This window comes from Amycolatopsis sp. NPDC005003 (assembly GCF_053600695.1).
Genome location: NZ_JBSGAI010000001.1, coordinates 78,073 through 99,628, shown reverse-complemented (window position 1 = coordinate 99,628; position 21,556 = coordinate 78,073). Strand labels below are relative to the sequence as shown.

Genomic DNA, 21,556 nt, shown 5'->3' with positions numbered 1-21,556 from the left:
ATTAGGGTTCTAACCCGACTTACCACTCACGAGCCGCGGCAGCCGGACGGTGAACGTCGAGCCCACGTCCACTGCGGACTCGACGGTGACGGTGCCGCCGTGGGCCTGCACGAGGTGGCGCACGATGGCGAGGCCGAGCCCGCTGCCCCCGGTCTGGCGGCTGCGGGACTTCTCGGCCCGCCAGAACCGGTCGAACACGTGGGGCCGGTCCTCGGCGGCGATGCCGGTTCCGGTGTCCGCCACGGCGAGCGTCACTTCGTCCACGGTGGACGAGACGCGGATCGTCACCCGGCCGCCGGGCGGGGTGTGCCGGATCGCGTTCGTCACCAGGTTGCCGACGATCTGGCGCAGCCGCACCGGGTCGGCCTCCAGGGCGCAGTCGCCGGTGGCGTCCACGGCGAGGGTGACCCCGGCCGCGGCGGCGCGGTCGGCGTGCGCGGCGGCGACCTGGCCGGCCAGCTCCGCCGCGTCGAGGGGCTCGGGGTGCACGCGCAGCTGCCCGGCGTCGGCCGCGGCGAGGTCCTGGAGGTCGTCGACGATGTGCTGCAGCAGCACGGTCTCCTCCAGCAGCGACGCGCTCAGCGCCCGGTCGAACGGCAGGTGCCCGTCTTCGGCGGCCTCCAGCCGGCCGCGGATGACGTTGAGCGGGTTGCGCAGCTCGTGCGCGATGTCGCCGACCATCGCCTTGCGCTGCTCCTCGATGCGTTCGCGCCGCGCGGTGAGGTCGTTGAACGCCGCGGCGAGGTAGCCGACCTCGTCGCGGGACCGCACCGGGGCCGGCCGGTCCTGCTGCGCGGCCTCGGTCAGCGCGCGCAGCGGGCGGGACAGCCGCCGTGCGACGAGCGCGGTGAGCGCGACGGCCAGCACCAGCACGCCGCCGGTCACCGCGAGGATCCGGGTCAGGTTCTCCTGCGACAGCGTGAACGTCGGCAGCGGCGAGCCGCCCGGGCCGAGGGTGAACAGCAACGCGGGCGGCGCGACGTACGGCGTGAGCTGCTCGCGGCGGGCCGAGTCGAGGCAGGCCTGGGCGGGCCGCTGGTCGGGGACGTCACGGGCCTGCAGGTCGAGGTCCAGTTTCACCTCTCCGCCGCCCTGGGTCTGCAGGCAGCGGTTGACGGCCTCGTTCAGGCTCGTCAGCGCGACCTGCTCGGTCGGCGTCGGTTCGGCCAGCTCGAAGAGCAGGCACTTGCCCGCGTAGTAGCGGGCGGACAGCGGGTCGGGCCCGGTGAGCAGCGGCCGCCCGCTCGGCGAGTCCTGCACCTGGCCGGGGAGGCCGAGCGAGGCGAGGCAGGCGGCGGCCTTCCTGGCCAGCACGGTCAGTTCCTCGCGTTCGGACGGCGGCAGCTTGAACGGGCCGACCGCGCGCGGGTCGATGCCGCTCGTCCCGGCCTGGGGCAGCAGCACCGGGTCGACGTGCAGCGGGTCGACCGACGCGGTCGCCTTGACCGGCAGGGTGACCGGCGCGCCGCCGGAGTCGCCCAGGACGCGCCGGTCGAGGGTGGTCACCACGACCCGGCGGCCGGTCTGCTCCGACAGCGCCCGCAGCCGGGGCCCGACCTGGTCCCACGTGTGGTTCACCGCGGCGAAGCCGAGCAGCTCGGTGTAGATCGTCGCGTCGCCGGAAAGCGCCTGGCCCTGCTCCTGCTGGATCGCCCGGGTGGTGGTCTGCACGGCCAGCCACGCGGTGGCCGCGATGGAGGCGAGCGCGATGAGCAGGGAGACGGCGGTGAGCCGGACGACCAGGCTGCGCCGGCGGGGGAAGCGCGCCCTCCGCTGAGATGAATGCCTCGGGCTACTTGTCATCTTCCGCCGTCAGCTTGTAGCCGACGCCGAACACGGTCCGCAGGTAGACGGGCTTCTGTGGGTCCGGTTCGAGCTTCTTGCGCAGGTTGAGCACGTGGACGTCGATGATCCGGGTGCTGACGAACCGGTCGTCGCCGCGGGTCAGCTCCAGCAGCTGGCGGCGGGTGAACACCCGGCCGGGCTGCCGGATCAGCGTCTCGAGCAGCTGGAACTCGCCCGGTGTGGTGTCCACCGGGCGGTCGCCGACCGACACTTCGTGCCGCACCGGGTCGAGCCGCAGCCCGCCGGCCCGCAACGCGGTGTCGGGCGGCTCGCGGCGGCCGGCGGTCCGCCGCAGCAGCGTCCGGACCCGGGCCATCAGCTCGCGCGGGCTGTACGGCTTGGTCAGGTAGTCGTCCGCGCCGAGGTCGAGGCCGAGCAGCAGGTCGTCCTCGGTGGCGCGCGCGGTGAGCATGAGCACCGCGACGTCGGACTCCCGCCGCAGGATCCGGCAGACGTCGAGACCGTCGACCTTCGGCATCATCACGTCGAGGACCAGCAGGTCGGGCCGGTCGCGCCGGGCCTCGTCGAGCGCCGCCCGGCCGTCCGGGGCCAGCACCACGGTGTGGCCTTCGCTTTCGAGGTAGAGCCGGAGGACCTCGGCCTGCTTCGCGTCGTCCTCGGCGACCAGTACACGTGCGCACACGGCGTCGAGGGTAGGCGTCCTGACAGCGTGGTCACCGCATCCTGACCGGATCTTCATACCTTGGCGTGGCCGGCCCAGGCCCGGACGACGTCGTCCAGCACCTTGAGCGGCAGTTTCCCGCTGCCGAGCACGACGCCGTGGAACTCCTTGAGGTCGAAGGCGTCCCCGAGGGCCTGTTCGGCGAACCGGCGCAGGCGCTGGATCTCCCGCCGCCCGGTCAGGTAGGCCAGTGCCTGGCCGGGCTCCTCGATGTACCGGTCCGTCTCGGACTGCACTTCGACCTCGGACAGGACGGTGTGCGTGCGCAGGAACCCGGCGCACTGCTCCCGCGTCCAGCGCCGGGCGTTCAGGCCGGTGTCGGCCACCAGCCGGGCCGCGCGGACCGAGTCCTCGGCGACCATGCCGAGCCGCATCAGAGCGCTGGAGAACAGGCCCATCTCGTCCGCGAGCCGCTCGGTGTAGAGCGCCCAGCCTTCGTCAAAGGCGGTGACCAGCGCGATCCGCCGCAGCTTCGGCAGCCCGGGCAGCTCCTGGGCCAGCGATTCGGCGAAGTGGTGGCCGGGCACGGCTTCGTGGAACGCGACGGTCTCGGCGATGAACCGGTCGCGCGTGTGCACGTCGTGGGTGTTGGTGAAGTAGACGCCCGGCCGCGAACCGTCGAGCGCGGGCGGCAGGTAGTACGCGGCCGCGGCGACCGGCGCTTCGGCCTCCGGCACGGCTTTGACCACGCACTCGGCCGTCGGCACCCGCGGGAACCAGCCCGGCGCGGCGGCGGTCGCCCGGGCGACGGCGTTCCGGGCGGTTTCGAGCATGTCCTCGGCGTCCCGCCAGCGGAGGCTTTCGTCGCTGCGGAGCCGGCGGCGCACCTCGGCCGGGTCAGTCACCCCGAACACGCGGCCGCCGAGCTCGGCGTACTCGGCGTCGAGCTCCGCCAGAGCTTCGAGCCCCAGCCGGTGCAGCTCTTCGGGGGTGTGGTCGGTGGTGGTGTGCATGCGCGCCAAGGCGGCGTAGTGCGCTTCGCCGTCTTCGAGCCAGCAGAGGCCGGGCTGGTCGTCGGACCGGCCGTGCCCGGCGACTTCGGTGGCGAGGAACTCGCGGTAGCGGGCCAGCGCCGGCCGCACTTCGCTGTCGACCAGCTCGTCGCGGCGCGCACCGAGCTCCTGGGGGAAGGGCGTGTCCTGCGCGAGGAACCGGTCGAGGAAGCCGATCGCGTTCCGCGCCATGCGGTCGACGGGCGGCCGCCCGTCGCGTTGGCGTTCGGCGAGGGCGCCGTAGAAGGCGGGGAAGGCGGCGAGCCGGGCCAGGAAGTCTTCCCGGGCTTGCGCGCCGGCGGGCTCGAGCTGCGGCAGGAAGGCCAGGTGGGACATGCCGACGGCGTACAGGGGGTCGGCGAGGGTGATCTCCACGAGGCGGGTGTCGATCCGGGTGATGAGCGCCTCGGCCTGCTGGACGACGACACCCAGCGTCACGCGGTCGAGGTCGGTGGAGGCGCGGGCTCGGTCGAGGATGTCCGCGGCTTCCGCACGGAGGCGTGCGTGGCCGGTTTCGCTCGGGTCGGCGAGTGCGTGGTCGTACCCGGGAACGCCGACGTAGGTCGCTTCGAGCGGAGACCAGGTGGCCAGGACATGGAGGAGTTCGTCGGCGAGGGTCACTCCTTCATCGTGCCGGAAACGAACCGGGCCGGGAGCGGAGTGCTCCCGGCCCGGTCGCCGTCAGGTCAAGCTCGAACAGGTTCTCGCGTCCGGATCCTTCGCCCCGTTCGGTACCCACTTCACGTTCGCGAACGAAGCCTGGAACGTGCCGTCCGTGTACACCAGGAACGGGGTGTTGATGTGCTCGAAGTCGAGCCCGTTGTCGAAGCAGGACACCGGGATCTTCACCGTCGTCTTCGGGCCGCCCGCCAGATCCGTGAACAGCTTGGTCGCGTTCACCTCGGAGAAGCACGGGTAGACGCAGTGCATGCTGATCACCGTCCGGTTGGCCGGTGCCTGCTGCACGGTCGTGTCGAACTCCAGCGCCGCGTCCGCGTTGAGGTAGCCGCGCAGGTCGTTCGTGCCCGCCGTGTTCTGCATGTACAGCTGGGCCGCGCCGGCGCCCGTCCAGGTCGCCTTCAGGCCGTCGCCCTGCACGTTGACGTCCGTCGGGACGACGTTGATCTCGGTGTGCGCCGCCGTGCCGTCCGGGCCGATCACCGTGCCGCCCCAGTTCTCCGCCGAGCCGATCTGGCTCGTGTACGGCGGCACGTCGGTGCGGTCGAAGATCGCCAGGTCCTCGGTCGCGGTCCCGCCGCCGCCGGTCGACGTGCAGGACGCCGGGCCGGGGGTCTCGTCCAGCGGGCCGACCGTGGCGCGCTGCCCGGTCTTCAGGCCGTAGCCGAGCTTGAACAGCGGGTCGTAGTTCGGCGACCACGGGTTGAGCGGCGACTGGCACGCGCTCTTCGGCCACGAGTAGCTCAGCGTGCCCTGGTAGCCGGTGCCGTCCTTGCCCTTGACCAGCATGTCCGCGACGCCGCCACCCTCGGTGCCGGGCAGCCACGCGGCCACGAACGCGTCGGAGCGGTTGATCTCCTTGTTCATGTACAGCGGGCGGCCGCCGACGTAGACGGTGACGACCGGGGTGCCCTTGCCGCTGACCTTGTCCAGCACGGCCAGGTCTTCGGGGTAGAGCCGCGCCGCTTCGAGCGACTTGCGGGTCAGGTCGCCGACGCCCTCGGCGTACGGCGTCTCGCCGATGACCGCGATGACCGCGTCGAAGCCCTTCGGGTCGACGTTGCCGGTGGCGTCGAAGGTGACGTTCGCGTCGCCCAGGTTCTGCTTGATGCCGGTCAGGATCGACGTGGCGTTGGGGAAGTCGGCGTTGGTGTTGCCGGTGCCCTGCCAGCTGAGCGTCCAGCCGCCGGTCTGGTTCGCGATGTTGTCCGCGCTCTTGCCGACCACCAGGACCTTCGACGCCGGCTTGAGCGGCAGCACGTTGCCGTTGTTCTTCAGCAGCGTCTGCGACTCGCGGACGGCGTCACGCGCCAGCCAGTTGTCCTTCAGCGCCTCGTCGGAGTTCGCGTAGGAACGGTCGGACGGCTTCTGCGACTCGAACAGGCCGTCACGCAGCTTCACGCGCAGGATGCGGGTGACCGCGTCGTCGATGCGCGACATCGGGATCTGGCCGCTCTGCACCTGGGCGACGGTGTTGGTGATGAACGCCTTCCAGTCGTTCGGCACCATCACGATGTCGATGCCGGCGTTGATCGCCTGCGGGCACGAGGAGTTCGTGCAGCCGGTGACCTGGCCGATGCCGTTCCAGTCGGACACGACCAGGCCGTCGAAGCCGATCTTGCCCTTGAGGATCTGGTTCAGCGCCTTGTCGCTGCCGTGCAGCTTGCCCTCGTTGATGCCGAGGTCGGCGTTGGTCCAGCTGTTGAACGACACCATCACGGTCTGCGAGCCGGCGGCGAGCGCGCCGTAGTAGCCCTGGCCGTGGATGTTGATCATGTCCGCCTCGGGCGAGGGGTTGACGCCCTGGTCCTGGCCGTTGATGGTGCCGCCATCGCCGATGAAGTGCTTGGCGGTGGCGATCACGCCGTTGTAGCCGATGCGCTTGGTGGCGCCGTCCTGGAGGCCGTTGATGGCCTCGAAGCCGTAGGAGCGCGTGATGCGCGGGTCTTCGGAGAAGCCTTCGTAGGTGCGGCCCCAGCGGTCGTCCTGGACGACGGCGAGGGTGGGCGAGAAGGCCCAGTCCTGGCCGGTGGCGCGGATCTGCCGGGCGGTGGCGCCGGCGACGTCGCGCACCAGGCACGGGTCGTGCGCGGCGCCGAGGCCGATGTTGTGCGGGAAGACGGTGGCGCCGTAGACGTTGTTGTTGCCGTGCACGGCGTCGATGCCCCAGATGACGGGGATCTTCGTGCGGCTGGTCTTGGAGGCGTTCCAGAAGGCGTCGGCGAGGTTCAGCCAGTCCTGCTGGGTGGCGTACTTCTTCCCGCCCGGCCACGAGCCGCCGCCGTTGAGGACCGAGCCGATGGCGTACTGGCGGACCTCGTCGGGGGTGATGGCGGCGATCTCGGGCTGCGTCATCTGCCCGACTTTTTCCTCCAGGGTCATGCCCTTGAGGATTTCGGCGATCCGCTGCTCGTCGCCGGCCTTCCCCTTCAGCCGGCTGTCGACCTTCGGCCAGTCCGCGAGGGTCGGCAGGCTCTTCTCGATCTTGGCGCAGCCGTCCTTGTCCTTGGCGGGCTGGCCGATGACGGGCTGCGGCGGTTCGGCGGCCTGGGCGGGGGTCGCCTGGGCGACCCCGCCCAGCAGGCTCAGGCTCACCAGGGTGACGAGCGAACTTCGGCGCGCGCGTGACCACGCGCGGGATCTACTGGCCATGGGTCTGGTCCATTCTGCGATGAACGGCGGACCGGCCGATCCTCACCGGGCGACTGGGAGGCAGTCAAGTGTTTCGATTGTTTGGAGCGCCTGTTAATTCCCGACATAAACTAAGAGTCGCTCGGTGGTGGGCCCACCCTTATCGGGCCCGGTGTCGAACGTCAAGAGCGCCGGCGGGCAAGGCTTTTGCCCGGTCGGCCCGGCTCAGCTCGGCACCGAGCCCGGCAGCTCCTCGAAGATCAGCCAGGTCCTGCCGGGGCGAGTTGCGCGGCATCCGGGCCAGCGTCTGTCTGTGCGGCGTCGGGCCCAGGGCCGACCGGGTGAACTTCCCGGGTGCGCCGACAGAACTGCCATCCTGGGTGGATGGGGGATGGTCAGGGGGCGAACCGGCTGCTCTCGAACCGGACGATCGCCGTATCGGCGGTTGTCCTGGTCTTCCTCGCCGCGGCGGCGTGCTGGGTGTTGCTGTCGCTGTACGGGCGGGGTACGGACGCGGACAGGGCCCGGCTGGAAAGCGTCCGGACCGTGGGCACGATCGTGCTCGGTGCGGGCGGGTTCATCGCCTTGCTGCTCGCTGCCCGGCGGCAGCAGACGGCCGAACACGATCTGGCCACGAAGCGCCACGACCTCCTGCTGCGCGAGCAGGCCAACGAAGATGCCCGCCACGACGCCGCGGAGCGGCGGATCAGCGATCTCTACCTCAAGGCCGTCGAGCAGCTCGGCGCCGAGAAGGCGCCGGTCCGGCTGGCCGGGCTTTACGCGCTGGAGAGGCTGGCACAGGACAATCCGGCGCATCGGCAGACCATCGTCAACGTGGTCAGCGCCTACCTGCGCATGCCGTACGACCCGCCGGGCGAAGGAGGCGACCGGGACCGGTATCGCACCTGCCGGGAAGAGCGGGAGGTGCGGATGACCGCGCAGCAGATTCTCACCGGTCACCTGTCGCCGTCCGGGCCCGATCGGGCCCGGTTCTGGCCGGATCTCGATCTCGATCTTCGCGGAGCCGTGTTGATCGACCTGAAGTTTCACGACTGCTCGTTGCGGAACGCGAACTTCGCGGGGGCCAGGTTCGTCGGGCAGACCCTCCTGCTGGGGATCAAGTTCCGGGGCAGCACTCGGTTCGACGAAGCTGTCTTCGAGGGCGAAGCCTGGTTCGCGGAGGCGGAGTTCTCGGACAGCACCCGGTTCGACGGCGTCACGTTCCTCGCTGACGCGAGGTTCGACGAAGCGACCTTCTTGGGGGCGACGGTGTTCCGCGGCGCCCGGTTCCAGCGCGACGCGCGGTTCGAGAAGACCAGGTTCGCCGGCAAGGTCATCTTCAGTGAGGCCGCGTTCGACGGTCGTGCGGACTTTGCTCGCGCGGCCTTCGCGGATGCGGCTTACCTACCTGGAGTGGACTTCGGGCGCGACGCCCGGTTCGTGGAGGTGACCTTCGCCAAGGACGGGTGGTTCATCAACGTCGAGTTCGGCGGGATCGCCGACTTCAAGCAGGTGACGTTCAGCGAGGACGTCCGGTTCGTCGGCTGCACCTCGGCCGGCGTCCCGTACGCCCCACCGGAGTGGAAACCGCGGCCTGAGTACGAGGACCTCGATTGAGCCGATCAGCTCAGCACCGAGCCCGGCAGCTCCTCGAAGATCAGCCACGTCCGCGTCGACCGCACCCCCTCCAGCGCCTGCAGCCGCTCCAGGACCACGTCGCGCAGGGTCGAGTTGTCCGGTGTCCGGACCAGCAGCAGGATGTCGAAGTCGCCGCCGACCAGGGCCACGTGGTCGACGTACGGGATCTCGTGCAGGTCCGTCGCCATCGTGCGCCACGACGTCTGCTCCACCGTCACCATGATGTACGCCGACGTGCCCAGGCCCGCCCGGCGCGGGTCGATCCGGGCGCCGAAGCCCGTGATCACCCCCTCCGACAGCAGGCGCTCCAAGCGCGCGTACGCGTTCGTCCGCGAGATGTGCAGGCGCTCCGCCAACGCGCGCACCGCCAGGCGGCCGTCCGCCGACAGCTCCGCCAGCATCGCCCGGTCGACGTCGTCCAGGGCCGGGACCGTTCGTCCCGGGAGCGCCCCGTGAGCCAGGACACCTGTGGACGTTTGGTCATGAGATGATGCGCTGGGAGACCGTTTGTCGCTCATTTTCGCCAACCCTTGAACACAACACCGCCGGGAACCACCATTTCAGCATCATATGTCTGGGAGAGGTGGTGCGCGTCATGGCTGTCGTGTCTTCGGAGACCCTGCTGCCGTCCGCTACCCCGGTGCGGTTCGTCGCCGAAGACGGGAGCCGGGCCGACGGGCACGGCGGGTATGGCGAACCCTCGGCCGAACGGCTCAAGGAGGCCTACCGGCTGATGGTCCTGGGCCGCCGGTTCGACGTGCAGGCGACCGCGCTCACCAAGCAGGGCCGCCTCGCCGTCTACCCCTCCAGCGCCGGCCAGGAGGCCTGCCAGGTCGCCGCCGCGCTCGCCCTCGAAGCCCAGGACTGGCTCTTCCCGACCTACCGCGACTCCGTCGCCCTCGTCGCCCGCGGCCTCAAGCCGGGCGAAGTGCTGACGCTCCTTCGTGGTGACGCGCACTGCGGCTACGACCCCGTCGAGACGCGCGTTGCCCCTCAGTGCACTCCGCTCGCGACGCAGACTCTGCACGCCGCCGGGCTGGCGCACGCGATGCAGCGTCGCGGCGAAGACGCCGTCGCGCTCGCGCTCATCGGCGACGGCGCCACCAGCGAAGGCGACTTCCACGAGGCGCTCAACTTCGCGGCCGTCTTCCAGGCGCCCGTCGTGTTCTTCGTGCAGAACAACCGCTTCGCCATCTCGGTGCCCTTCGAGAAGCAGAGCGCCGCGGAAGCGCTGGCGTACAAGGGCATCGGCTACGGCATGCGCTCGGAGCAGGTCGACGGCAACGACGCCGTCGCCGTCCTGGCCGTCCTCGACGACGCGGTGAAGCACGCCCGCGCGGGCAAGGGACCGGTGCTCGTCGAAGCCCACACCTACCGCATCGACGCCCACACCAACGCCGACGACGCCACCCGCTACCGCGACGCCGAAGAAGTCGCGAAGTGGCGTGAAGCCGACCCGCTCAAGCGGCTGGAAACCTTCCTCGAGAACGAGAACCTGCTGCAAGGAAACGAAATCGAGCAGTTCGCGGCCGACGCGGAGGTCTTCGCCCAGTCCGTCCGCGACACCCTGAACGCCGAGCCCGAGCTCGACCCGCTGTCGCTGTTCGACCACGTCTACGCCCAGCCGACCCGCCAGCTCGAACTCCAGCGGGCCGCCCTCGAAGCCGAACTGGAGGCCTGATGACGACCACCATGGCGCAGGCGCTCAACGCGGCCCTGCGGGACGCCCTCAAGGACGACGACCGCGTCCTCGTGTTCGGCGAGGACGTCGGCACCCTCGGCGGCGTCTTCCGCGTCACCGACGGCATCACCGCCGACTTCGGCGAGGACCGCTGCTTCGACACCCCGCTGGCCGAGTCCGGCATCGTCGGGTTCGCCGTCGGGATGGCGATGGGCGGCTTCCGGCCGGTCGTCGAGATGCAGTTCGACGCCTTCGCCTACCCGGCGTTCGAGCAGATCACCTCGCACGTCGCCAAGCTGCGCAACCGCACCCGCGGCGCGCTGTCGCTGCCGATGGTCATCCGCGTGCCCTACGCCGGCGGGATCGGCGGCGTCGAGCACCACTGCGACTCCAGCGAGGCCTACTACACGCACACGCCCGGCCTGCGCGTCGTCACGCCGGGCACCGCGCAGGACGCCTACGACCTGCTCCGCGACGCCATCGAATCGCCCGACCCGGTGATCTTCCTCGAACCGAAGTGCCGCTACTGGTCGAGCGAAGAGGTCACCTTCACCCGCTCCGGCCCCGGCATGGACCGGGCCGTCGTCCGGCGCCACGGCAAGGACGTCACGCTGATCGCGTACGGCCCGATGGTCGCCACCGCGCTGGAAACCGCCGAGGCGGCGAAGGACGAGGGCTGGGACGTCGAGGTCGTCGACCTGCGATCGCTGTCGCCGTTCGACGACGAGACCGTCACGGCGTCGGTCCGCCGCACCGGCCGCGCGGTCGTCGTGCACGAGGCGGCCGGCTTCGGCGGCTACGGCGCCGAGGTCGTCGCGCGCGTCACCGAGCAGTGCTTCCACCAGCTCCACGCGCCCGTCCTGCGGGTCACCGGGCTCGACATCCCGTACCCGGCGCCGAAGCTCGAGCGGCACATGCTGCCCGACGTCGACCGGATCCTCGACACGATCGCCCGCCTGCAGTGGGACGACACGCCGGTGGTGGCCGGTGCCTGACTTCCTGCTGCCGGACCTCGGCGAAGGCCTGACCGAGGCGGCGATCGTGGACTGGCGGGTCAAGGTCGGCGACACCGTCGACGTCGACCAGGTCGTCGTCGAGGTCGAGACGGCGAAGGCCGCGGTCGAGGTGCCGGTGCCGTTCGCCGGCGTGGTGTCCGCGCTGCACGGCGAGCCGGGCCAGCTGCTGCCGGTCGGGGCGCCGCTGCTCACCGTCGGCGGGTTCGCCGAGCCCGGCGTCACGACGTCTTCCGGCAGCGGGAACGTCCTCATCGGATACGGCACCGCGCCCACCACCCGGCGCAAGCGGGCCCGGCGCCCGGTGAGCGCCACGGCGCCCACGCGGCCGAAGCAGCCTGGCGTGATCTCGCCGTTCGTCCGGAAACTGGCGTCGGACAACGGGATCGACCTCGCGAAGCTCACCCCGAGCGGGCCGGACGGCATCATCCGCCGCGCCGACGTCGAAGCGGCGCTGAAGCAGACCGATGGCCGCCGGATCCCGCTGACCGGCGTGCGCAAGGCCGTCGCCGACAAGCTTTCGACCTCCCGGCGCGAGATCCCCGAGGCCACGGTCTGGGTGGACGTCGACGCGACCGGGCTGGTCGCCGCGCGGGCCGCGCTGAACGCGAAGTCGGACCGGCCGGTCAGCCTGCTCGGGCTGATCGCGCGGTTCGCCGTCGCGGGGCTGAAGAGGTACCCGGAGCTGAACTCGCGGGTCGAGGGCGACGAGATCGTCCTGCTCGACGAGATCCACCTCGGGTTCGCCGCGCAGACCGACCGCGGGCTGGTGGTGCCGGTCGTGCGGGACGCCGGGGCGCTGTCCACCCGGGACCTGTCCGCCGCGATCGGCGACCGCGCCCGCACCGCGCGGGAGGGCAAGCTCGCGCCCACGGACCTCACCGGCGGCACCTTCACGGTGAACAACTACGGCGTCTTCGGCGTCGACGGCTCGGCCGCGATCATCAACCACCCGGAGGCGGCGATCCTCGGCATCGGCCGGATCATCGACCGGCCGTGGGTGGTCGACGGCGCACTGGTGGCCCGCAAGATCTGCGAGCTGACCCTGGCCTTCGACCACCGCGTCTGCGACGGCGGCACGGCGGGCGGGTTCCTGCGGTTCGTCGCCGACTGCGTGGAGTCGCCGGTCACCGCACTCGGAGACCTCTGACGACTCACCCGGCCGAGTTGGCCGGTGGTGACGGTGGCGGCACTTAAAGTGGTCGCGTGACGACACCGGCCCAGCACGACCGCGACCTCGCGGAGGGGCGCGTCGCCCGGCTCAAGCAGGACCTACGGGACGGGCTCGCGACCCCGCCCGGGGACGTCGAGGCGATGGACGAGCTCGTGGCGACGGCCCACCGGCTGCTCGACGCCGAGGTGGCGTTCGACGAGGCCAGGAAGCGGCTCGCCGACGCCGAGCTCGAGTCCCGGCACGCGGCGACGCAGCGCGCGGTCGTCTGGTTCGCGGCCGCGCCCGTGCTGGCGCCGCTGGTCGCCGCGGCGCTGGTGCTGTTCGAGGTGCTTCCGCCGGTCTGGCTGCTGGTCCTGGTGCCGCTGTTCGGCGCGGGGCTGTGGGTCGGCTTCGCGCCGGTCCGCCGGGCCGGGGCGGTGATCCGCGAGCGGACGCGGGCGGCGTGGGCCGGCGGCGTGACGGCGGTGGCGCTGGTTCTCGCCCTGCTTCCGTGGTCCGGGGCGGTGGTCTGCACGGTCCTCGCGGCGCTGGGTGCCGCGGGCACGATCGCGCTGCTGTGGCGGGAAAGCCGGATCCCGTGAGCCACGGATACGCGACCTACGGCGACGATCCCGAGTTCACGCAGGAGTTCGGCTACCCGGACGCCGCCGACCCGGCGCGGCGCGACCTCGACGAGCTGTTCGCGGCGGTCGACGGGCTGCGCGAAGCCGACGAACGCCTGGGTCAGGACGTCGCCGAACTGACCGAGCGGCTCGAAGCCGGCGGCGGCGCGCCGGGCCAGGAGGACCGGCTCGACCTGCTCGGCAGGCGGCTGGACCGGCTGCAGCAGCAGGTCCAGGCTCTGGAGCGCGCGGTCCGCGTGTCCGACGGCGTCCCGCAGGTGAACCTGGACGACGTCGGCGCGGAGACCCGGGCGCTCGCGGCGGAGGCGGCGCGCTGGGACGACCTGCACAAGGAGCTCGTCACGAAGGAGCAGCGGGCCAGGTACGCGGAGGAGATCGCGCACCTGGACGCGGTGCGGTCGGCGCTTTCCCGGTGCGATGCCGACCTGCTGGACGTCATCGGCGTCCTGGCCGCGACCGACCGTGCTTCGCGCGCCCGAGGTGACGCGGAGTCGTCGTTGCGGGCGTTGTCGACGCGGCGCCGGACGTTGCTGGACGAGGAGATCCCCGCGGCGGTCTCGGCGGCCGACCAGGCTCGGCTGGCCTTGCGCGAGGCCGACGCGGTCGAGGCACGGGTGGTGCCGCAGCTGGAACGGGCCGAGCGCGCGTGGCACGACCTGCAGGTGCGGCTGCGGACCAGGATCACGGACGCGCTGGGCTCGAACGCGTTGCTGCCTACGTGGTTCGGGCATGCGCTGGGGGTGGCGCCACCGGCGGGCACGTCGGGTGACGCGTGGATCCGGACGGCTGCGTCGGTGCTGGCGTACCGGGTGACGTTCGGGGTGGTCGATCCGGCCCTGCCGCTGGGGGCGCCGGCGGGCGAGGGGGCGGACACCACCGAGCGGCGGTGGACCTGGCGTGCTCGTCTTGAATCGGACTTGGACAACCTCGCCCTGTAGCCCGTGATCCGCCGGGCATCACGCGTGTTCAGAGGGGCATCACGCGTGTTCAGAGGGGTATCATGAGTGATGCCTCTTCAAGCACGCGAGATGCCTCTGCAGACACGGGTGATGCCCCCTTCAGGCATTGGCGCGGAGGGCGGTTTCCAGGCTGCGGTGCAGCTCGCCCAGGCGGGTTTTGCCGGGTTTGCCGGGTGGGAAGCGGTTCAGGAGGGTGCGGACCTCGGCAGGGGCGTGGGTGAGGGCCCACTCGATCTCCGCCTCGGCGGAGCCGCCCGCCAGTTCGCGGGCCAGCGCGGCCTGCTGGGCCGGGCCGACGATGTGCTTCACCTGGTGCGGGGACTCCAACGGGTGCAGGTAAGCCGCTCCTGCCGCGCCGACCGCTGCGCGGGCGGCCGCCGCGGCCGCCGGGTCGGGAGCCGAGCCCGCCGCCGCCAGTGCTGCCCAGGCCGCCGTGCGCAGGGCCTTCGTGCGTGGGCCGCCCGCGGCGAACTCCCGCGCCGCCGCGATGGCCGCCGCCGGGCGGGGGTCGTGGGGGATCAGTGGCAACGTCCGCGCCGCGCAGTCGGCGGCCCAGCCCGTCAACGACCGCAGCTCGTCGAGAGTCAGCTCCATGCCCCTGAAGCTTATCCTTGAACCGCCGGTTGAAACTCCGGGCGGCGCAGGGCCTGCCGGCGCCAGCGGGTGAACAGCTTCGCGCTGTTCAGGGCGAAGACCCCGGTCGTCGAGCCGGCACGGGAGAACGTCGCCACGAACGAGCCCGACGACGGGTCGCCCTCCACGAACGCCAGCGAGTCGTCCGGGCGGGGGTGCCCGGCCAGCTGCAAGGTGCCCGCATACTGGTCGGACCACACGTAGCCGCTGGGGGTGTACGTGCGCGCGGTGTGCCCGGCCAGGAGGTTGGCCACCGCCACCGGTGCCTGCTCCGACGCGTTCGTCCAGTGCTCGTGCCGCCGTCCGGCGTACCGGGCCACGTCCCCGACCGCCACCACCTGCGGCAGCGAAGTGACCAGTCCTTCGTCCGTGTGGACGCCGTTGCCGACCTTCAAACCCGACCCGGCCAGCCACTCCGTCGCCGGGTCCATCCCGACGCCGGTCACCACCACGTCGGCCGGGATCATCGAGCCGTCAGCCAGCGAGACGCCCGCCGGAGAAAGGCCCGCGACCTGGACGCCGCAGCGCAGGTCCGTGCCGTGGTCGAGGTGCAGCCGGGCGCACACCTCGGCCAGTGCGGGGCCCAGCACCGGCGCCAGCGGCGCGGCCAAAGCTTCCAGGACGACCACGTCGAGGCCCAGCGAACGGCAGGTCGAGGCCACCTCGGCCCCGATGAACCCGGCCCCGACGATCGCCACGCGCACCCCGGGCACCAGCGCGGACCGCAGCGCAACTGCGTCGTCGAGTGTCCGCAACACGAAAGCGCCCTCGAAGCCCGGCAGCGTGCGCGCCCGGCCACCGGTGGCGATCACGACGCCGTCCGCGTGCACCGAGGTGCCGTCCGAAAGCAGCACCCGCCGGCTGGCCGGTTCCAGCGCCGTGGCCTGGACGCCGAGCCGGAAGTCCAGGGCCAGCGACGCCAGGTCGCCAGCGTCGAGCAGGTCCAGCGACTCCCGCGACGCCGTTCCGGCCAGGAAGCCCTTGGACAGCGGCGGCCGGTCGTAGGGCAGGTGCGGCTCGGCGCCGATCAGCACGATCCCGCCGTCGTACCCCTGTGCGCGCAGCTCCTGCGCCGCGCGGACCCCGGCGAGCGAAGCGCCGACGACCGCGATGCGCTTCACGCCGCGTCCTCGTCGGCCACGCCCCGGACGTAGATGACGCCTTCGTCGACGACCACGGTGTACGTGCGCACCGGGTCCTTCGCCGGCAGGCAGGTCGGCATGCCCGTGCGCAGGTCGAACAGCGCCGCGTGCAGCGGGCACTCGACGAAGCAGCCTTCGAGCCAGCCGTCGGCGAGGGAGGCGTCCTGGTGGGTGCACGTGTCGTCGATGGCGTACAGCTCGCCCGCCTCGGTGTGGAACACCGCGATGGCCGGCGACCCGGGAATCCGGACGGACTCACCGGGGGGCAGCTCGTCCACCGTGCACGCGCGAATCATGACGCCTCCGGATAAAGTTGCGCATTGGGGAACTTTCACTGCGATACGCAACAAGTCTGAATCCGCCGGAGAGGTGCGTCAAGGGGGTACGCCCCGGTAGTTTCCGTTACCGGAGAACGGGTATCCCGGGCACGCCGACGCGCCCGTACCGGGGATGGCGGCACGGGCGCGTCGGCGTGCGGGCTAGTTCTCCCCGTGCCGGTAGAACGGCAGCTTGACGGGGGCCAGCGGGGTGTTGCCGAGGATCAGGTCGGCGGCTTTTTCGGCGGTCATCATCACCGGGGCGTAGATGTTGCCGTTGGTGATGTAGGGCATCACCGACGCGTCGACCACGCGCAGGCCCTCGGTGCCGTGCACCCGCATGGTCTGCGGGTCGACGACGGACTTCTCGTCCACGCCCATCTTGGCCGTGCACGACGGGTGCAGCGCGGTTTCGGCGTCCTTGGCGACCCAGTCGAGGATCTCTTCGTCGGTCTCCACCGACGGCCCCGGCGAGATCTCCCCGCCGTTGTACGGGTCCAGGGCGCTCTGGTTGAGGATCTTCCGCGCCACCCGCACCGCTTCGACCCATTCCTTGCGGTCGGTCTCGGTCGACAGGTAGTTGAACTTGATCGCCGGGTGCTCCCGCGGATCGGTCGACTTGATCTTCACCGAGCCGCGGGTGTCGGCGTACATCGGGCCGACGTGCACCTGGTAGCCGTGCCCTTCCGTGGGGGCCGAGCCGTCGTAGCGGATCGCCACCGGCAGGAAGTGGAACATCAGGTTCGGGTACTTCACCTCGTCGTTGGACCGGACGAACCCGCCGCCCTCGAAGTGGTTGGTGGCGGCCGGCCCGGACCGCAGGAACAGCCACTGCGCACCGATGTAGGGCCGCTTCCACTTCGCCAGCGACGGCTGCATCGACACCGGCTGCTTGCAGGCGTACTGGATGTACACCTCCAGGTGATCCTGGAGGTTCTCGCCGACGCCCGGCAGGTCCTTGACCACGTCGATGCCGAGCTTCTCCAGCTCCGCGGCGTTCCCGACGCCGGAGAGCTGCAGCAGCTGCGGGCTGTTGATCGCGCCGCCGCAGAGGATGATCTCCTTGCCGTACACCTCGCCCGGCACGCCCCGGCTCTGCGAATACTCGACGCCGACCGCGCGGGTGCCGTCGAACAGGATCTGCGACACGAACGCGCGCGTCTTCACCGTCAGGTTGGGCCGGTCCAGCACCGGGTGCAGGTACGCACCGGCCGCCGACAGCCGCCGTCCTTTCCGGACGTTCCGGTCGAACGGCGCGAAGCCCTCCTGCCGGTAGCCGTTGACGTCGTCGGTGCGCGGGTAGCCCGCCTGCTCGGCCGCGTCGAAGAAGGCGTTGAACAACGGGTTCGACGCCGGCCCGCGCTCGAGCTCCAGCGGCCCGTCGTGGCCGCGCCACTGCCCGTCCGGCGCGTCGGCGAGGCAGTTCTCCATGCGGTTGAAGTACGGCAGGCAGTGCGCGTAGTCCCAAGTGGACATGCCGGGGTCGGCGCCCCAGCGCTCGTAGTCCATCGGGTTGCCGCGCTGGAAGATCATCCCGTTGATGCTGGACGACCCGCCGAGCACCTTGCCGCGCGCGTGGTAGATGCGACGCCGGTTCATGTACGGCTCGGGTTCGCTGCGGTAGCCCCAGTCGTAGAACTTCGACCCGATCGGGAAGGTCAGCGCGGCCGGCATGTGGATGAAGACGTCCCACTTGTAGTCCGACCGGCCCGCCTCCAGGACGAGGACCTTGTTCGACGGGTCGGCCGAGAGCCGGTTCGCCAGCGCGCAGCCCGCCGAGCCACCGCCGACGATGACGAAGTCGTAGGTTTCGGAACTCATGCGTCCTCCTAACCGGGCAGGGAATCCGGGGTCGCGTCGGGCATGTGCTCGGGGCTCGTGTGGGCCGAGCCCCAGGTGCGCCGCCGGACGTAGAGCATGATCGCACCGATGATCACGATCAGCGCGGTGACGATCACCGCGCCCCACTGGAAGTACCAGTGGTCGGAGCCGTAGACCTCGGCCCGCGGCCAGATCAGGTTGATCGTCATGGCCGCGCCGTAGAGCACCGCGACCAGGTTCACCAGCGTGCCCCAGCGGCCCAGCTTGAAGTACGGGCCGTGCTCCGGGCGCGGCCAGTGCCCGCGCAGGCGGCGGACGAGCATCGGACCGGTGACCATCAGGTAGGGGATGTAGAACAGGATGATCGCCGTCGAGGTCAGGATGAAGAACGCCCGCTGGTTGCCGAGGTTGATCAGCAGCACGACGACGGTGAGGCCGCCGGTGAGCAGCGCGGGCAGCACCGGGGTCTTGGACCGCGGCGACACCTTCGCCATCGCGTTGCTGAACGGCAGCCGGCCGTCGCGGGCCATCGCCCAGGTCATCCGGATCGCGGCGGTCTGCACGGCGAGGCAGCAGACGGTGATCGCGATCGCCGAGCAGATCAGGAACGCGTCGCCGAGCCCCTCGCCGAGGGTGCTCTTCAGCAGGTACGGCATGCCGGACGTGCTGAGCTCCTTGGCGCTCAGGTCGCCGACGGCCATCATGCCGAACAGCATGATCAGCCCGCCCACGATGAACGCCGCGGTGATGGCGCGCAGGATCGCGCGGGGCGCGTGCCGCCGCGGCTGGGTGGTCTCCTCGGCCAGCGAGCCCGCGGTGTCGAAGCCGTAGAAGACGTACGCGCTCATCAGCGACGCCACCAGGAACGCCCCGAGGTAGCCCCACGACTGGCCCTCACCGGTGCCGGCGGTGTCGAAGACCAGGCCGGGGCCGCGCTTGATGTGGATGGCCAGCGCGATCACCAGCAGGATGCTCGCGCCGAGCTCCACCGCGACACCGAAGTTGTTGATCTTCGCCATCAGCTTGACGCCGATGATGTTGACGATCGTGGCGAACACGACCAGCACCAGGGCCAGGATGATGGCGTTCTGCGCGCCGCCGGGCGTCGACGTCAGGCCGGCGTCTTCGTCGCTGCCGACGATCTGGAACGCGGTCGAGACCTGCGGCAGGATGATCTGGTAGGCGACCGCGACGGCCGCCGCGGTCACGATCGCGCCGATGATCATGATCCAGCCGGCCAGCCACGACGTCGCCGGTTTCGCGATCTGCTTGGCCCACTGGTAGACCGAGCCGGCGAGCGGGTACTGCCCGGCGAGCTCGGCGAAGCACAGCGCGACCGCGAACTGGCCGATGAAGACCAGCGGCCAGGTCCAGATGAAGGCCGGGCCCCCCGACCCGAAGCCGAAGAAGAAGAGCTGGAACACGCCGGTGAGGATGGAGATGTAGCTGAACCCGGCGGCGAAGCTGGAGAACGACCCGAGAGAGCGCTCGAGTTCCTGGCGGTAACCGAACTTCTCGAGTTCGGAAGAGTCGTCGGCAGCAGGCCCCCCGCCCGCCGGTTTTTCCTGAGTGGTCATGGCAACGTCCTCACGTGGTGGGTGGGGGAGGGATCAGCCTTTGAACCAGTGCTGCGGAACGGGATCGATGTTCTGGTAGATGTGCTTGCTCTCCTGGTATTCGGCCAGCCCGGACGGCCCGAGTTCGCGGCCGATGCCCGACTTGCCGAAACCACCCCACTCCGCCTGGGGCAGGTAGGGGTGGTAGTCGTTGATCCACACGGTGCCGTGGCGCAGGGCCCCGGCGACGCGCTGGGCGCGGGACGCGTCCGACGTCCACACGGCTCCGGCGAGCCCGTACTCGGTGTCGTTGGCCAGCGCGATCGCGTCGGCCTCGTGCGTGAAGCGTTCCACGGTGACGACCGGGCCGAAGACCTCTTCCCGGACGATCGCCATCTCCCGGGTGCACCCGGAAAACACGGTCGGGCGCAGGAAGAACCCGTTTCCGTACTCCGGTCCCTCGGGTCGTTCGCCGCCCGCCAGCAGCGTCGCGCCCTCCTTGAGAGCGCTTTCGATGTACTCCTCGACCTTGGCGCGGTGCTGCGCCGAGACGAGCGCGCCCGTTTCGGTGGCGGGGTCGAGCGGGTCGCCGACGCGGATGCGGTCGGCGCGCGCGGCGAGGTCCGCGACGAACCGGTCATGGATTCCATCTTGGACGATCAGCCGGGCACCCGCCGAGCAGACCTGTCCGGAATGGACGAACGCCGCCATCAGGGCGTAGTCGAGGGCGGTTTCGTAGTCGGCGTCGTCGAAGACGACGTTCGGGTTCTTGCCGCCGAGTTCCAGGGCGATCCGGCGGACGCCCTTCGCGGCGGCCGTCATGATCTTCTCGCCGGTCGCGTAGCCGCCGGTGAAGGAGACCAGGTCGACGCCCGGGTGCTCGACCATCGCCGCGCCGACGCGGCCGTCGCCGAGCAGCAGGTTGACGACGCCGGGCGGCGTACCGGCCTCCTCGAGCAGGGCGACCAGCTTGATCGTGGTCAGCGGCGTGACCTCGCTGGGCTTGAGCACCACGGTGTTGCCCGCGGCCAGCGCCGGCGCGACCTTCCAGGACATCTGCAGCAGCGGGTAGTTCCACGGCGCGATGAGGGCGCAGACGCCGACCGGTTCGTGCACGATCCGGCTGACGACGGTCGCGCTGCCGGCGTCGACCAGGCGTCCGGCGTCCTTGTCGGCGAGGTCGGCGTAGTAGCGGAAGACGTTCGTCACGTCGTCGACGTCGATGCGGCCTTCGCCCAGCGTCTTGCCGGTGTCGAGGCTCTCGGTGCGGGCGAGTTCCTCGCGGTCGCGGACCAGGAGCTCGGCCGTCCGGCGCAGCAGGGCGCCGCGTTCGGTGGCCGTCGTCCGCCGCCACGGGCCGTCGTCGAACGCCCGTCTCGCGGCGTGTACGGCGGCGTCGACCTCCTCGCGGCTCGCTTCGGCCACGGTCTCGATGACCTGGCCGGTGGCGGGGTTCAGCACATCGAACATGCGGCCCTTCCCGGATCGGTAGTGGCTGCTCGGCGTCGAGAGTGCGTACATTTGTACGCGAAACATGTACAGATGTCCACAAGGGGGTTCGATGGCGAACGACGAACCCGGCGCGACGCGGCGCCGCGGTCCGAACGACCCCGAGCGGCGGGCGCGGATCGCCAAGGCGGCGATCGAGGTCGTCGCCCAGCGGGGGATCGACGGCGTCACGCACCGGTCGGTGGCGGCCGCGGCCGGCGTCCCGCTCGGCTCGACGACCTACCACTTCGCGACCCTGGACGACCTCCTGGAGGTCGCCCTGCACGAGGCCGCCGAGCGGAACGTCCACGCGCTGAAGGAGTGGGAGTCGGCGCTGCCGCCGGACGCCGACTTCGCCGCCGCCCTCGCCGACCTGGTGATGGGCTACATCAACGAGCAGTACCGGGACACGGTGGTCGAGTACGACCTGTACGTCGCGGCCCTGCACCGGCCCGCGCTGCGCAAGGCGAGCGCGGCCTGGGACGAAGCGCTCATCGCGTTCTTCGGCTCCCGGACCGACCCGCTCACCGGGCGGTTGCTGGCCGGGTTGTTCTGCGGGCTGCTGATGCAGGCGGCCCTGGCCGACCCCCGGCCGACGCGCGAAGAGATCGAAACGCTGTTCCGGCGGGCGATCGAGGGACCGCCGGCCTGAGCCGGTTGACAGGCGGTCGGGGCGGCAGTCA

18 protein-coding genes are annotated in these 21,556 nt (G+C 71.0%); 7 read left to right on the top strand and 11 right to left on the bottom strand.

Annotated elements, in window-relative coordinates; all coding sequences use genetic code 11:
* Positions 1-9: 9 nt before the first annotated feature.
* The 4 genes from ACWED2_RS00460 to ACWED2_RS00445 are packed head-to-tail and all read right to left on the bottom strand — an operon-like array spanning position 10 to position 6,792.
* On the bottom strand, positions 10-1,803 hold the full coding sequence (locus ACWED2_RS00460) for a sensor histidine kinase (protein WP_449688277.1): 1,794 nt from the start codon (positions 1,801-1,803) through the stop codon (positions 10-12).
* Positions 1,793-2,488 carry a response regulator transcription factor gene (locus ACWED2_RS00455; RefSeq protein ID WP_449688276.1) on the bottom strand — a complete coding sequence of 232 codons (696 nt, stop codon included), beginning with the start codon at positions 2,486-2,488 and terminating at the stop codon, positions 1,793-1,795. The genes ACWED2_RS00460 and ACWED2_RS00455 overlap by 11 nt, the downstream gene beginning before the upstream one ends.
* A gap of 53 nt (positions 2,489-2,541) precedes the next feature.
* Positions 2,542-4,140, bottom strand: a complete 1,599-nt coding sequence (locus tag ACWED2_RS00450; protein ID WP_449688275.1) for a DUF885 domain-containing protein — start codon at positions 4,138-4,140, stop codon at positions 2,542-2,544.
* A 60-nt stretch (positions 4,141-4,200) separates the two neighbouring features.
* Complete coding sequence (locus tag ACWED2_RS00445; protein ID WP_449688629.1) at positions 4,201-6,792, bottom strand: glycoside hydrolase family 3 protein; 2,592 nt, start codon at positions 6,790-6,792, stop codon at positions 4,201-4,203.
* A gap of 420 nt (positions 6,793-7,212) precedes the next feature.
* Here ACWED2_RS00445 and ACWED2_RS00440 point away from each other — a divergent pair, with 420 nt between their 5' ends.
* The gene (locus ACWED2_RS00440) at positions 7,213-8,445 is read left to right on the top strand and encodes a pentapeptide repeat-containing protein (protein ID WP_449688274.1); all 1,233 of its coding nucleotides are present in this window, start codon (positions 7,213-7,215) and stop codon (positions 8,443-8,445) included.
* A 5-nt stretch (positions 8,446-8,450) separates the two neighbouring features.
* Here the strand turns inward: ACWED2_RS00440 and ACWED2_RS00435 are convergent, their stop codons facing one another.
* Complete coding sequence (locus ACWED2_RS00435; protein ID WP_449688628.1) at positions 8,451-8,927, bottom strand: Lrp/AsnC family transcriptional regulator; 477 nt, start codon at positions 8,925-8,927, stop codon at positions 8,451-8,453.
* A gap of 134 nt (positions 8,928-9,061) precedes the next feature.
* Between ACWED2_RS00435 and pdhA the strand changes: the two genes are divergently transcribed.
* From pdhA to ACWED2_RS00410, 5 genes are read left to right on the top strand one after another with little or no spacing between them, the layout of a single operon-like run.
* On the top strand, positions 9,062-10,147 hold the full coding sequence (gene pdhA, locus ACWED2_RS00430; protein ID WP_449688273.1) for a pyruvate dehydrogenase (acetyl-transferring) E1 component subunit alpha: 1,086 nt from the start codon (positions 9,062-9,064) through the stop codon (positions 10,145-10,147).
* Positions 10,147-11,142, top strand: coding sequence for an alpha-ketoacid dehydrogenase subunit beta (locus ACWED2_RS00425; RefSeq protein ID WP_449688272.1), 996 nt, complete (start codon positions 10,147-10,149; stop codon positions 11,140-11,142). Before pdhA ends, ACWED2_RS00425 begins: the two co-directional genes overlap by 1 nt.
* Positions 11,135-12,310, top strand: coding sequence for a dihydrolipoamide acetyltransferase family protein (locus ACWED2_RS00420; RefSeq protein ID WP_449688271.1), 1,176 nt, complete (start codon positions 11,135-11,137; stop codon positions 12,308-12,310). The genes ACWED2_RS00425 and ACWED2_RS00420 overlap by 8 nt, the downstream gene beginning before the upstream one ends.
* A gap of 56 nt (positions 12,311-12,366) precedes the next feature.
* On the top strand, positions 12,367-12,915 hold the full coding sequence (locus ACWED2_RS00415; protein ID WP_449688270.1) for a hypothetical protein: 549 nt from the start codon (positions 12,367-12,369) through the stop codon (positions 12,913-12,915).
* Positions 12,912-13,895 carry a hypothetical protein gene (locus ACWED2_RS00410; RefSeq protein ID WP_449688269.1) on the top strand — a complete coding sequence of 328 codons (984 nt, stop codon included), beginning with the start codon at positions 12,912-12,914 and terminating at the stop codon, positions 13,893-13,895. Before ACWED2_RS00415 ends, ACWED2_RS00410 begins: the two co-directional genes overlap by 4 nt.
* Positions 13,896-14,015: 120 nt before the next feature.
* On the opposite strand, the gene ACWED2_RS00405 is transcribed toward ACWED2_RS00410, so the two are convergent.
* The 6 genes from ACWED2_RS00405 to ACWED2_RS00380 all read right to left on the bottom strand — a co-directional run bounded on the left by ACWED2_RS00405 (position 14,016) and on the right by ACWED2_RS00380 (position 20,855).
* The gene (locus tag ACWED2_RS00405) at positions 14,016-14,510 is read right to left on the bottom strand and encodes a putative immunity protein (protein ID WP_449688268.1); all 495 of its coding nucleotides are present in this window, start codon (positions 14,508-14,510) and stop codon (positions 14,016-14,018) included.
* An 11-nt stretch (positions 14,511-14,521) separates the two neighbouring features.
* Entirely contained in the window at positions 14,522-15,670 is a 1,149-nt protein-coding gene (locus ACWED2_RS00400) for an NAD(P)/FAD-dependent oxidoreductase (protein ID WP_449688267.1), read from the bottom strand.
* Positions 15,667-15,987 (bottom strand): bifunctional 3-phenylpropionate/cinnamic acid dioxygenase ferredoxin subunit, encoded by a 321-nt coding sequence (locus ACWED2_RS00395; RefSeq protein ID WP_449688266.1) that lies wholly within the window; start codon positions 15,985-15,987, stop codon positions 15,667-15,669. The genes ACWED2_RS00400 and ACWED2_RS00395 overlap by 4 nt, the downstream gene beginning before the upstream one ends.
* 183 nt (positions 15,988-16,170) lie before the next feature.
* Positions 16,171-17,829, bottom strand: coding sequence for a choline dehydrogenase (gene betA / locus ACWED2_RS00390; RefSeq protein ID WP_449688265.1), 1,659 nt, complete (start codon positions 17,827-17,829; stop codon positions 16,171-16,173).
* Between the two features lie 8 nt (positions 17,830-17,837).
* Positions 17,838-19,406, bottom strand: a complete 1,569-nt coding sequence (locus ACWED2_RS00385) for an amino acid permease (RefSeq protein WP_449688264.1) — start codon at positions 19,404-19,406, stop codon at positions 17,838-17,840.
* A gap of 33 nt (positions 19,407-19,439) precedes the next feature.
* Positions 19,440-20,855 (bottom strand): aldehyde dehydrogenase family protein, encoded by a 1,416-nt coding sequence (locus tag ACWED2_RS00380; protein WP_449688263.1) that lies wholly within the window; start codon positions 20,853-20,855, stop codon positions 19,440-19,442.
* Positions 20,856-20,946: 91 nt separating this feature from the next.
* Here ACWED2_RS00380 and ACWED2_RS00375 point away from each other — a divergent pair, with 91 nt between their 5' ends.
* Positions 20,947-21,525: a TetR/AcrR family transcriptional regulator gene (locus ACWED2_RS00375; RefSeq protein WP_449688262.1), complete on the top strand. Its 579-nt coding sequence runs from the start codon at positions 20,947-20,949 to the stop codon at positions 21,523-21,525.
* The last annotated feature ends 31 nt before the right edge of the window (positions 21,526-21,556 follow it).